9 protein-coding genes are annotated in these 12,645 nt (G+C 65.8%); 5 read left to right on the forward strand and 4 right to left on the reverse strand.

Going from position 1 to position 12,645, the window contains the following annotated elements; translation table 11 throughout:
* Positions 1–97 precede the first annotated feature (97 nt).
* Genes ACVOK8_RS18430 through ACVOK8_RS18445 form a run of 4 tightly spaced genes read right to left on the reverse strand, consistent with a single transcriptional unit; the run spans position 98 to position 3,157 of the window.
* Positions 98–226 carry a hypothetical protein gene (locus tag ACVOK8_RS18430; protein WP_481568094.1) on the reverse strand — a complete coding sequence of 43 codons (129 nt, stop codon included), beginning with the start codon at positions 224–226 and terminating at the stop codon, positions 98–100.
* Between the two features lie 46 nt (positions 227–272).
* The gene (locus ACVOK8_RS18435) at positions 273–626 is read right to left on the reverse strand and encodes a hypothetical protein (protein WP_481568095.1); all 354 of its coding nucleotides are present in this window, start codon (positions 624–626) and stop codon (positions 273–275) included.
* A gap of 6 nt (positions 627–632) precedes the next feature.
* On the reverse strand, positions 633–1,358 hold the full coding sequence (locus tag ACVOK8_RS18440; RefSeq protein WP_481568096.1) for a glutamine amidotransferase: 726 nt from the start codon (positions 1,356–1,358) through the stop codon (positions 633–635).
* Positions 1,355–3,157, reverse strand: coding sequence for a GspE/PulE family protein (locus ACVOK8_RS18445; protein ID WP_481568097.1), 1,803 nt, complete (start codon positions 3,155–3,157; stop codon positions 1,355–1,357). Before ACVOK8_RS18445 ends, ACVOK8_RS18440 begins: the two co-directional genes overlap by 4 nt.
* A gap of 92 nt (positions 3,158–3,249) precedes the next feature.
* Here ACVOK8_RS18445 and glyQ point away from each other — a divergent pair, with 92 nt between their 5' ends.
* From glyQ to ACVOK8_RS18470, 5 genes are all read left to right on the forward strand, one after another.
* Positions 3,250–4,161 (forward strand): glycine--tRNA ligase subunit alpha, encoded by a 912-nt coding sequence (glyQ, locus tag ACVOK8_RS18450; protein WP_481568098.1) that lies wholly within the window; start codon positions 3,250–3,252, stop codon positions 4,159–4,161.
* On the forward strand, positions 4,158–4,412 hold the full coding sequence (locus ACVOK8_RS18455; protein WP_481546929.1) for a hypothetical protein: 255 nt from the start codon (positions 4,158–4,160) through the stop codon (positions 4,410–4,412). Before glyQ ends, ACVOK8_RS18455 begins: the two co-directional genes overlap by 4 nt.
* The gene (gene glyS, locus ACVOK8_RS18460; RefSeq protein WP_481568099.1) at positions 4,409–6,484 is read left to right on the forward strand and encodes a glycine--tRNA ligase subunit beta; all 2,076 of its coding nucleotides are present in this window, start codon (positions 4,409–4,411) and stop codon (positions 6,482–6,484) included. The genes ACVOK8_RS18455 and glyS overlap by 4 nt, the downstream gene beginning before the upstream one ends.
* A 191-nt stretch (positions 6,485–6,675) precedes the next feature.
* A complete protein-coding gene (locus ACVOK8_RS18465; RefSeq protein WP_481568100.1) occupies positions 6,676–8,475 on the forward strand; it encodes an autotransporter assembly complex protein TamA in 1,800 nt (599 codons plus the stop codon).
* A 44-nt stretch (positions 8,476–8,519) separates the two neighbouring features.
* A complete protein-coding gene (locus ACVOK8_RS18470; RefSeq protein ID WP_481568101.1) occupies positions 8,520–12,332 on the forward strand; it encodes a translocation/assembly module TamB domain-containing protein in 3,813 nt (1,270 codons plus the stop codon).
* Positions 12,333–12,645: the final 313 nt, after the last annotated feature.

The following is a 12,645-nucleotide window of genomic DNA, read 5'->3' on the forward strand; positions in this document are numbered from 1 at the left end:
GCTCCCCCCCCCCGCACGTCTCGCCCGCGCCGCGCCCCCACCCCCCGCCCCCCCCCGCGCCCCCCCACTACAGAGCCGCGGCTGCCCCTGCCGGGATTCAATGTGCCTGACGGCCCTCGACCCGATGTAGCAACTGCGGGCAGCCGTCCACCACCGCATACAGTGCCAATCGACTCAGCTCGAAGGTCTCGGCCGGTATCGATTCGGTCAACAGCTGCTGTTGCAAGGCGGGCTCCAGCGGAGTGCTGCAGACACTGCAATGCGGGGTGAATTCAAAACGATGGGGTGCGAACGCAAGGCCGCTGCCCACCAGCCGCTGGTGCAAGGCCAGCAGGGGGGGCTGGATCGGCCGGCGCCAGCCAGGTCACTGGGCCGCTGGCAAAACGGCGCAAGCCAGCAAACCGCATGCGGATCGGCAGGCAGGTATCGGCGATGCGCTGCAGACATTCGAGAACGGGTTCCGGTGTCTGCTCCGCCATCAACGGCCCCACACCGGAGGATCCGGCCACGGTGATCTCGGCCGGGAACCCGGCCAAGCGAGGATCGTATCGACGGCGTATTGCCAGCACCGCAGTCGCGATGGGTTCGGGCAGCTCCAGCACCACATAGGTTGGATGCCCGGTCATCTGTGCTCAGTGCGTCTCGCGCCGCACATGCCGCACGAAGCGGCGCAGCAGCTGGCGGGCCAGTGGCGCGGCGGTGACCTCGCGGGCGACGCTGCGGGCGCAGCCGCCGTGGCGGGCAATGCAGTCGGCACGGGCGCGGACGTAGCCGCGCATATGGTGGGTGGCGAATTCCGGGTGGAACTGTAGGCCCCAGGCCTGTTCGCCCCAACGGAAGGCGTGGCAGTTGTCCTGCACCGAGCGGGCAAGAACGGTGGCGCCTTCGGGCGCGCGCAGCACGGTCTGCAGGTGGGTGGCGTGGGCCGGGAAGCTGGTCGGCAGGCCGGCGAACAGCGGATCGGCCGAGGCCGGGGCTTCCAGCTCCAGCTGGATGGTGCCGGACTCGCGCCCGGCCGGGTTGTAGGCCACTTCCCCGCCCAATGCATGGGCGAGCAGCTGGTGGCCGTAGCAGATGCCCAGCAGCGGCATGCCGGCGTGGGCGGCGTCGCGCAGCCAATCGGCGCTGCGCTCGCTCCAGTCGGCGCGGTCGGTGACGAAGGCAGCCGAACCAGTGACTATCGTGGCGGCGAAATCACCGCGCTCGGGCAGCTGCTCGCCGTGCTCGACGTTGACCACCACGGTGTCGGCCTCTTCCAAGCCGGCGGCGACGCGGATCCAGTGCGGGAAGCGGCCGTAACGGCGCAGGGTCGGGAACGGTTGCCCGGTTTCAACGATCAAGAACGGCTGGGACTTCATTCCGGCGGCGGCAGTACTGACAGGACTTCCTCGATTGTAGTCAGCCCTGCGGCCACCTTTTCAAGCCCGGTGCGGCGCAGCGTACGCAGTCCGTCGGCCGCCGCGGCCTTGCTGAATCCGGCCAGATCCATGTCGCGGGTGATCAGGGCGCGCAGCCGCGAACCCAGTGGTAGCAACTCATACAGGCCGATCCGGCCCATGTAACCGGTGCGCCGGCACTCCAGGCAACCGACCGGCGCATATGCCGTCACCACATCTGGTAATGCTTCATGGGCATGACGTAGCGGCGCCCAATCGCTGTCACTCAGGGTATCCGGCGTCTTGCAGTGCGGGCACAGGGTACGCACCAGCCGCTGCGCCAGCACGCCGTTGACGGTGGAGGCGATCAGGTAATGCGGCACGCCCAGATCGAGCAGGCGGGTGATGGCCGAAGGCGCATCGTTGGTATGCAGGGTGGACAGCACCAGATGCCCGGTCAGCGAGGCCTGCACCGCCATCTGCGCGGTTTCCAGGTCGCGGATTTCGCCGATCATGATGATGTCCGGGTCCTGTCGCAGCAGGGTGCGCACGCCCGAGGCGAAGTCCAGGTCGATGTTGGTCTGCACCTGCATCTGGTTGAACTCGGGCGCGATCATTTCGATCGGGTCTTCCACCGTGCACACATTCACGTCCGGCGTGGCCAAGCGTTTGAGCGTGGAGTACAGGGTGGTGGTCTTGCCCGAGCCGGTCGGGCCGGTGACCAGCACGATGCCGTGCGGGCGTGCCACCAGTTCATTCCAGCCGGCGGCCTCTTCCGGACTGAAGCCCAGCTGCTCGATGCTCTTGAACGCCGAGTCCGGGTCGAAAATACGCATCACGCATTTCTCGCCGAACGCGGTGGGCATGGTCGACAGGCGCATTTCCACTTCGCGGCCGCCCGGCGAGCGGGTTTTGATGCGGCCGTCCTGCGGGCGTCTGCGCTCGGCCAGATCCATGCGGCCCAGCACCTTGACCCGGCTGATCACCGCGGTCATCACCGATGGGGGTAGTTCGAACACCTTGTGCAGCACACCGTCGATGCGGAAACGCACACGGCCCTTGTCGCGGCGCGGCTCCATGTGGATGTCGCTGGCGCGTTGTTCATAGGCGTATTGCAGCAGCCAGTCGACGATGCTGACCACATGGTGGTCGTCGGCGTTGACGTCACCGGCGCTGCCCAGCTCCACCAACTGCTCGAAACTGGGCGGAGTAATGCCGTTGCTGCTGTCACGGGCGTCGCTGCGCGCGCCGCGCACCGAGCGGGTGACGCCGAAGAACTCCATCGAATAACGGTGCAGGTCGAGCGGGTTGACCAGCACCATGTCGATGCGGCGACGGGTCAGGTGCTGCAGGTCCGGCACCCAGTCGCGTGCCAGCGGCTCGCTGGTGGCAACCAGCACGCGCTCGCTGTCCAGACCCAGCGGCAGGATGCGGTGGCGGCGCGCATAGGCATGCGAGACCACCGCGGTGGCGCCGGACACGTCCACGCGGGTCGGGTCGATACGCAGGTAGCGGGTCTGGGTGCGTGCGGCCAGCCATTCGGTCAGGCGTTCCAGGCCGAGCTCGCCGGCCCCGGTGGCGGCGGCCAGTTTCAGGTTGGCCAGCAGCACCAGCGGGTGCACTTCACTGGCATTGCGCGCGCCCTGGGCGGAGAAACGGATCCGCTCCTGGTCGTGTGCGGCCACCAGCCCATCGGCCAGCAGGGCGCTGGCGACATTGGAAAACTGCAGTCTTCCCGGGGCGATAGCCACCTGCGGTGACGGTGCCTGAGTCCCTTCCACAGCCGCGTTCTCCACCCCAAACCCCTTGCTGGCGCGGCCATCGCGCGGTCGGTCGCTATACTAACGCACCCCTTACGTACGGCTCAGGCAGCATGTCCGCGACTCCCCCCGTTTCGATTACCTTCCAGGGACTGATCCAGACCCTCAATGATTTCTGGGCGAAACAGGGCTGTGTCTTGATCCAGCCGCTGGACCTGGAGGTCGGTGCCGGCACCTTCCATCCGGCCACCTTCCTGCGCTCGATCGGCCCGGAAAGCTGGAATGCCGCCTACGTACAGCCCTCGCGCCGTCCCACCGATGGCCGCTACGGCGAAAACCCCAACCGCCTGCAGCGTTACTACCAGTACCAGGTGGCGATGAAGCCGAGCCCTGACAACATCCAGCAGCTGTACCTGGATTCGCTCAAGGCGCTGGGCATCGACCCGCTGGTGCACGACCTGCGCTTCGTCGAGGACAACTGGGAATCGCCGACCCTTGGCGCCTGGGGCCTGGGCTGGGAAATCTGGCTCAACGGCATGGAAGTCACCCAGTTCACCTACTTCCAGCAGGCCGGCGGCCTGGAGTGCAAGCCGGTGCTGGGCGAAATCACCTATGGCCTTGAGCGGCTCTGCATGTACCTGCAGAACTGCGACAACGTCTACGACCTGATCTGGACCTACGGCCCGGACGGCACCCCGGTCACCTATGGCGATGTCTACCTGCAGAATGAGGTGGAGCAGAGCACCTACAACTTCGAGTACGCCGACGTGGAAGAAATGTTCCATCGCTTCGACGCCTGCGAGAAGGAAGCGCAGAAGCTGGTGGAAGCCGGCCTGCCGCTCCCGGCCTATGAACAGGTCTGCAAGGCCTCGCATTCGTTCAACCTGCTCGATGCGCGCCGCGCCATCTCGGTGACCGAGCGCCAGCGTTACATCCTGCGCGTGCGCGCGCTGGCCCAGGCGGTGGCCAAGCTGTACGAGGCCAAGCGCCTCGAAGCCGTGGCAGCGAAGGAACAGATCTCGTGAGCCTGGCTGGGGTCGAAGGACTTGCCAGCGTCGGTTATGTGAATTTCCTGGCCGGTATCGGGCTCGCAGCATGGGCACGTGGTACCGGACGCAGTGTGCTTCTCTGGCTGATCTTTGGTTGGGTTCTGGCCCCGGTCGCCGGACTGGTGATGTTGTTCCTGCAAAAGCGCCGCGATCCGGCGCCTGAAGTTTCCGTATTCCCCCAAACTGGGCGTAGCGACCTGCTGTCGGTGCGCAAGGACGTCATATGAGTGAGATGAAACCGCTGCTGATCGAACTGGGCGTGGAAGAGCTGCCGGTCAAGGCGCTGCCGGGCCTGGCGCAGGCCTTCTTCGATGGCGTGATCGATGGCCTGGCCAAGCGTGGCGTGGCTTTCGAGCGTGGCGATGCCAAGCCGCTGTCGACCCCGCGTCGCCTCGCCGTGCTGTTGCCTGGCGTGGAAACCGAACAGCCCGAGCAGCATTCGGAAGTGTTCGGCCCGTACCTGAACATCGCCCTGGACGCCAATGGCGAACCGACCAAGGCGCTGCAGGGGTTTGCCGCCAAGGCCGGCATCGACTGGACCGCGCTGGAGCGCACCACCGATGCCAAGGGCGAGCGTTTCGTGCTGCGTTCGGTAACGCCGGGCGCACAGACCGCCAGCCTGCTGCCGGAGATCCTGCGCGAAGCCATCGCCGCCATGCCCATCCCCAAGCCGATGCGCTGGGGCAGCCACGAATACGCCTTCGCCCGTCCGGTGCATTGGCTGGTGCTGCTGCACGGCAACGACATCGTGCCGGCCGAGCTGCTGGGCCTGACCTCCGACCGCTTCAGCCGTGGCCACCGTTTCATGGCCGACAAGCAGGTATGGCTGAGCAACCCGGCCGACTATGTTGAATCGCTGAAGGCCGCCAACGTGCTGGTCGACGCCGACGCGCGCCGCGAGCGCATCGTCGCCGAGGTCAATGCCGCAGCCGCGCAGGCTGGCGGCGTCGCCCGCATCACCGACGACAACCTGGAGCAGGTGGTCAACCTGGTCGAATGGCCGGCGGCGGTGCTGTGCAGTTTCGAGCGCGAATTCCTGGCCGTGCCGCAGGAAGCGTTGATCGAAACGATGGAGATCAACCAGAAGTTCTTCCCGGTGCTTGATGGCGGCGGCAAGCTGACCGAGAAGTTCATCGGCATTGCCAACATCGAATCCAAGGACGTGGCCGAAGTGGCCAAGGGCTACGAGCGCGTGATCCGTCCGCGCTTCTCCGATGCCAAGTTCTTCTTCGACGAAGACCTCAAGCAGGGTCTGGTCGGCATGGGCGACGGCCTGAAGACCGTCACCTACCAGGCCAAGCTGGGCAGCGTCGCCGACAAGGTGCAGCGGGTCAGCGCATTGGCGCAGATCATCGCGCCGCAGGTAGGTGCCGACCCGGTGCAGGCCAAGCGTGCCGCCGAACTGGCCAAGAACGACCTGCAGTCGCGCATGGTCAACGAGTTCCCGGAACTGCAGGGCATCGCCGGCCGTCACTACGCCGTTGCCGGTGGCGAATCGCCGTCGGTGGCGCTGGCCATCGACGAGAGCTACCAGCCGCGCTTTGCCGCCGATGACATCGCCCTGTCGCCGCTGGGCAAGGTGCTGGCCATTGCCGAGCGCCTGGACACGCTGGCCGGTGGTTTTGCCGCTGGTCTGAAGCCGACCGGCAACAAGGACCCGTTCGCGCTGCGTCGTAATGCCTTGGGTCTGGCCCGCAGCATCATCGAATCGGGTTTTGATCTGGACCTGCCGGCGTTGCTGGCTTCGGCCAATGCGGGCCTTGCCGAGCGCAAGGTGCAGGCCGATTCAGGCGAACTGTACGACTTCATCATCGACCGCCTGAAGGGCTATTACGCCGACAAGGGCGTGCCGGCCACCCACTTCAACGCCGTTGCCGAGCTGCGCGTGGCCTCGCTGTACGACTTCGACCGCCGCATCGATGCCATCGGCACCTTTGCCCAGCTGCCGGAAGCCGAAGCACTGGCCGCGGCCAACAAGCGCATCCGCAACATCCTGCGCAAGGCCGACGGTGCCATCCCGGCCATGATCGACCCGGCGCTGCTGCGCGAGCCGGCCGAGAGCGAACTGGCCGAAGCCGTCACCGCTGCCATCGACGACACCGGCACCGCGCTGGCGCACAAGGACTACGTGGCCGTGCTCGGCCGCCTGGCCCGCCTGCGCCCGCAGGTGGACGCGTTCTTCGACGCGGTGATGGTCAACGCCGACGACCTGGCCCTGCGTGGTAACCGGCTGGCGCTGCTGCACACGCTGGGCGACCGCCTTGGCAGCGTCGCCGCGATCGAACACCTGTCCAGCTGATCAGCCTTGGATGCCTGACCGCAACAGGCCCGCGCAAGCGGGCCTGTTGCTTTGTGCAGCCGGCAAACAGCACCGGTAGTGCCGAGCCCTGCTCGGCTTGGGCATTACCGGTACAGCCTCTGTTGAGCATGGCTCGGCAGCGATGGGCGGCATGAGGGCCGTGTGATTTTGCCGGTCATGTTCAGACCGGTATGCTGACGCGCATGCAGCTATCTCGAATCACCCCGCTCCTTCTGTTCCTGGCGTCGCTGGCGGCAGCACCCCTCGCCCATGCCCGCGGCACCATCGAAAAGGTCCAGATCAAGGGTCTGGACAAGGGTGACGATGCCGAAATCATCGAAAACATCGAAGTATCGCTGTCGGTCTACGATGCGATCGGCAAGGTGCAGGGCGAATCGCGCTTGGAATACCTGCTGTCGCAGGCCGAGCGACAGACCCGCACGGCGCTGGAGCCGTTCGGCTTCTACAACCCCAAGATCACCGTGGAAGCGCCGCGCACCGGAGAGACCCTGCAGGTGCTGATCCAGGTCGACAAGGGCGAGCAGGTCAAGGTCCGCACCCAGGAGCTGGACATCACCGGCCCGGCCTCGCGCGACAAATACCTGCAGGAAGACATCGAGGCCTTCCACCCCAAGACCGGTGAGGTCTTCGATTCGGTCAACTACGAAGCCAGCAAGATCACCATCACCCGGCGTCTAGCCGAGCGTGGTTACTTCGATGCCGATTTCACCCAGCGCAAGGTCGAAGTGACCCGCGCCGAGAACGCCGCCGACATCTTCCTCACCTGGGATAGCGGCCGCCGCTACAACATGGGGCCGATCACCTTCGAGCAGGATTACTTCCGCCCCGGCCTGTTCGAGCCACTGGTGTACTGGGAACAAGGTAGTTACTGGCACGAAGGCAAGCTTGATCGCCTGCGCGAGTCGCTGACCAAGCTCGATTACTTCAGCGTCATCGACATCCAGCCGCATCCGGAGCAGGCCGATGACAACGGCGAGGTGCCGGTCAACGTCAAGCTGACCCGCGCCAAGCGCACCATCTACACCGCCGGTCTGAGTTACGGCAGCGAAAGCGGCGCGGGTGTGCGCGGCGGCGTCGAGCGCCGCTACGTCAATCGTCGCGGGCACAAGCTCACCACCCAGCTGGACTACGCGCAGAAGCGCAAAAGCTTCATCACCAGCTACCGCGTGCCGGGCTTCCTCTGGCTGGACGGTTGGTACAGCTTTGCGGTCAGCGCCTATGACGAGCAGACCGATTACATCGACCTGCGCAACGTCAAGCTGATCGCCAGCCGTAGCGGCGAAATCAACGAGAATCTGACCGCCATCGTCTCGATGAATGCACTGCGCGAACGCTGGCGCTACAGCTCCGGTGACCAGTTCAACGCAGCGGTCTACAACTATTCGACCCTGGTCTACCCGCAGCTCACCGCCGACTACGTCAACGTTGACGATAAAAGCTTCCCGCGTCGCGGTATCAGCGGCAACGCCACAATGCGTGGCGGCATCGAAGGCGCCGGTTCGGATACCAGTTTCATCCAGGCCGATGCCACCGTGCGCTGGTACATCCCGGTGGGTGATGCCGACCGATTGATCCTGCGCGGGCAGGCCGGTACCACCTGGACCAGCGATCTGGTCGCGATGCCGCCCAGCCTGCGTTACTTCGCCGGCGGTGACCGTTCCATCCGCGGTTATGCCTTCCGCGAAGTTGGTCCGCGCACCCCTGCACCGGACAAATTCGCGCTGGGCGCGAAGAATCTGGCAGTCGGTTCGGTTGAGTATGAGCATTACTTCGGCGGCGGCCCCTGGGGCGGCGCGGTGTTCGTCGATACCGGCAGCGCCTTCGACAACAACATCGATCTGCATACCGGCGTGGGCTTCGGCGTGCGCTGGAAATCGCCGGTAGGCCCGGTGCGCATTGATATCGCGCATGGCTTGAACAACCCGGATTCGCAGTTCCAGCTTTACCTCAACATCGGAGCTGACCTGTGAGCCGCCGTCCCGACGAGGTGAGTCCGGAAGAACGCGAAGCCCGCATCGCCGAGCTGCGTGCCAAACGCAAGGCGCGGCTGCGCACGCTGGCGGTACGCAGTGGCATCACCATCACCGTGCTGGTGTTGCTGGGCCTGTTCGCGCTGTACTGGCTGCTGCAGACCGTGGCCGGGCGTGAGGTGCTGCTGGCGCAAGTGGTGGCGCGCCTGCCCGCTGGTTCATCGCTGACCTGGAGCAAGGCTGACGGCCCGCTGGCCGGGCCTTTGGTCCTGCACGACCTGGATTTCCGCTACAACGAGCTGCATTTCACCGCCGGCCAGGCCTATCTGGATCCGGATATCCGTCCCTTGCTCGGCCGCAAGCTGCGGCTGGATGCCTTGCGCATCACCGATGCCACGCTGGAGCTGGGGCCATCGGAAGATACGCCGTTCGAGCTGCCCAACTGGCCGGATGTATTGCCAGCCATCGACTTGCCGTTGGCCTTGCAGGCCGACACCATCGTCATCGATGGCCTGCGCATCACCCAGCTGCAGCAGCCGATCATCGATATCACCAAAGTCCGCGGCGGGCTTGAAGCCGCCGATGGCGAATTCACCGCTACCCAGATCAAGGTCAACAGCAACCTCGGCGATTTCCGCATCGACGGCCACTACTTGCCGCGCGAAGACTACGCCACCGACCTGACCGTGCGCGCGCTGATGCCGCCGCGTCCGGGCCAACCCGCCGCGCGGCTGGGTCTGGTCGCGCGTGGCAATCTTGCCCATATGGAAGTTGCAGTGGCCGGCTACGCGCCCAAGCCGCTGCATGTCAGCTTCATTCTTGACGGCCGCAACGATCCGGTCTGGAACGTGGCCGCGCGGAGCGAGCAGCTGGATATCGGTCAGTTGGTGCCGGCGCAATTCCTGGACGAGGCACCGGCGCCGCTGGCATTGGATTTCACCGCACGTGGACGTGGCGGGCAGGCGCGGCTGCAGGGCCGGGTGCGCCAGGGTGAAAACGAGTTGGTGCTGGCGCCCTCCAATGTCGCCATCGACAAGCAGGTATTGACGGTTGCGCCGCTGGTTGCCGAAGCCTTCGGCGGCAGCGTGCGGCTGCAGGGCACGGCTGATTTCAGCGATGCACAGAATCCGGGTTTCCGCTTCGCCGTGGTGGCCAGTCAACTGACCTACACGCCTGAGCCGGACCCGAGTTCGCCGGACAGCACGCCGGTGCCGCTGCACCTGAAAGAAGCGCGGCTGGGTGTGGCTGGCAATCTGAAGAACTGGGCCGCCGTCGGTAAAGCCGACGTTGCGCGCGAAGCACAGGACGCGAATCTCGATTTCGATGTGCGTGGCAACGACCAGCAGGCGCATATCGAACACCTCAAGGCGACCACACCCGGCGGCGCGCTGGAGCTGAAGGGCTCGGCAGCATGGGCACCGGCGCTGGCCTGGGATGTGGATGCGACGCTGTCCAAGTTTGATCCCGGTTATTTCGCACCGGGTTGGGAAGGCAATCTTTCCGGCTCGTTGGTCTCCAAGGGCAAGCAGCTGCCGGCGGTGGCCGGTAGCAGCGACATGCGCTTCGAAGCCACGCTGGATGTGCCGCAGATCAACGGCACGCTGCGCGGCCGTCGCGTCGATGCACGCGCCAAGCTCGCGCTGCAGGGCACTCAAGGCGAAGGCAATGTAAGGCTGGTGATGGGCGACAGCCAGATCGAGGCCAAGGGCAAGGTCGGTGACCGGCTGGATGTGGATGCGCGGCTGCAGCCGCTGCACCTGTCCGACCTGCTGCCCGGAGGCACCGGCAGCCTGGCCGGTACCTTGCAGTTGCGCGGCACCCCGAGTCAGCCGGACATCACCGCTGATCTGCGCGGCAATGGCCTGCAATGGGACGACTGGAAGGCGCAGCAGATCAGCATCAATGGCCGCCTGCCGTGGCAGGGCAGCAATGGTGCGCTGGAGATCCACGGCAGCGCGGTGGAAGTCGGCATGTTGCTGGACCAGGTCAACATCAACGCGCGCGGCAGCGTGCAGAACCTGCAGCTGGAGGCCGATACCCGCAATGAGATGGGCGCATTGGCGTTGAGTGGCAGCGTGCGCCAGCAGGGACAGGCATGGCGCGGCGAGCTGGCCTCGCTGCGGATCGCGCCGGTCAAGGGCGCGCCATGGCAGCTGCGGCAAGCCGCAGCGTTCAATGTGCAGGGCAGCAGCTTCACCCTGTCCGACGCCTGCCTGGGCTCGGAGACCGGCGGCGCCCTGTGCATCGCCGCCAACTGGCCGCGCGAAGGCCTGCAGCTGCGCGGTGATGCCTTGCCGCTGGCGTTGGTGCAGCCATGGCTGCCGCCCAACGAAGGCCGTCGCATGTACCTGCGCGGTGACCTCACCCTGGACGGCAACATCCGTCCGCGTGGCAATGCCTGGGAAGGCGCCTTCAAGGTAGCCTCGGCCGAGGGTGGTATCCGCCTCGGCGACAACGCCCGTGGCGAGCTGGTGCGCTACGACAACTTCTCGCTCAACGTCGACATGCTGCCGAACAGCATCAAGGGCTATCTCGGTGTCGGCTTCAAGGGCGATGGCTTCATCGATGCCAAGGTGCAGACCGGTTGGGAGCCTAATGCGGCGCTCACCGGCGAGCTGTACATGAACATCGCGCGGCTGTACTGGCTGGAGTTGTTCTCGCCCGATCTGGTGCGTCCACAGGGGTTGATCGAAGGCCACGTCAGCCTGCGCGGCACGCGCTCGCAGCCGACCCTGGGTGGCGAAGCCAAGCTCAGCAACTTCACCGGTGAGTTCCCGGCGCTGGGTCTGACCCTGAGCGAGGGCAAGGGCAGCTTCATCGCCCAGCCCGACGGCTCGGCGCGTATCAGCGCATCGACCAAGACTGGCGGCGAAGGCACGCTGCAGGTGGACGGTGGTCTGTCCTGGTTCGGCGATGCACAGCCTCTGCAGCTGCATATTCATGGCGACAAGGTGCTGCTGGCCAATACCAGCGAACTGAGGGTGGTGGCCAACCCTGATCTGGACTTCACCCTGGCCGGCACCGCGATGGAACTGCGCGGCAGCGTGCATGTGCCCGAGGCCGATCTGGATCTTGAGCGCCTGGACCGCGGCACCTCGGCATCGGAAGATATCGTGGTGCTGGACCCGGTCGATCCGGAAGAAGGCCCGTCCTCGCCACTGGACATGGACCTGACCGTCAGCCTCGGCGACAAGGTCAAGATGAGTGGCTTCGGCTTGAAGGGCGCGTTGACCGGCAAGATGCAGGTGCGTGCGCGTCCGGGCCGCGAGATGACCGCCAACGGCGGCCTGGAAGTCAGCGGCCGCTACAAGGCCTACGGCCAGGACCTGACCATCACCGACGGCCAGTTGTTGTGGAACTACGGCGTGGTCTCGGACCCGCGCATCAACATCAAGGCCGAGCGTGCGATCGGTGATGTCACTGCCGGTATCCACGTCACTGGCCGCGCGCAGCAGCCCAAGGTGGACGTGTGGTCGGACCCGGCGATGTCGCAATCCGAATCGCTGGCCTATCTGGTGCTGGGCCGCAGCTTGAGCATGGCCAGCAGCGACCAGGCACAGCAGGTCAACGCGGCCTCGGCAGCACTGTCCGCCGGTACCGGCCTGCTCGCCGCGCAGGTGGGTGCCAAGCTGGGCCTGGACGATGCAGGCGTCAGCCAGTCGCGCGCGCTGGGTGGCTCAGTGATCGGCGTGGGCAAATACATCACGCCCAAGCTCTACATCGGCTACGGCGTCTCACTGGTTGGCAGCGGCTCGGTGCTGACCTTGAAGTACCTGCTGCGCCGCGGTTTCGACATCGAAGTGGAATCGTCCACGGTCGAAAACCGCGGCTCGGTGAACTGGCGCAAGGAGCGCTGAGCAGCACTGCGGATGGCACGGTTGTAGGAGCGGCGTCAGCCGCGAAGCCGCCGCTCCATCCGCAGTCATTGGCGCATTGCCGTGGCCGAAGCCCGGGTCTTTCGCGAGACCATGCTGCAGTGGCGTCGCGGCTGACGCCGCTCCCACAAAGCTCCACGCCCAATGCACCGGCTCACCGCCGCTTCAACATCAGCTTGCAATCGCCCACTGGAGAGCGGCAGGCCTTTGTAGGAGCGGCGTCAGCCGCGCAGCCCCCAATCCATTAGCCCCCCCTAGCGGCGTGGCCGGACCGCAGATCTGCGTCGGTGGGTCG

It is taken from the genome of Stenotrophomonas sp. STEN083 (assembly GCF_056759195.1).

What these genes read in the sequence shown, in the direction of transcription:
- ACVOK8_RS18435 (WP_481568095.1), bottom strand. Translation starts at nt 626, where the DNA reads ATGACCGGGCATCCAACCTATGTGGTGCTGGAGCTGCCCGAACCCATC.
- ACVOK8_RS18440 (WP_481568096.1), bottom strand. Translation starts at nt 1,358, where the DNA reads ATGAAGTCCCAGCCGTTCTTGATCGTTGAAACCGGGCAACCGTTCCCG.
- glyQ (WP_481568098.1), top strand. Translation starts at nt 3,250, where the DNA reads ATGTCCGCGACTCCCCCCGTTTCGATTACCTTCCAGGGACTGATCCAG.
- glyS (WP_481568099.1), top strand. Translation starts at nt 4,409, where the DNA reads ATGAGTGAGATGAAACCGCTGCTGATCGAACTGGGCGTGGAAGAGCTG.
- ACVOK8_RS18465 (WP_481568100.1), top strand. Translation starts at nt 6,676, where the DNA reads ATGCTGACGCGCATGCAGCTATCTCGAATCACCCCGCTCCTTCTGTTC.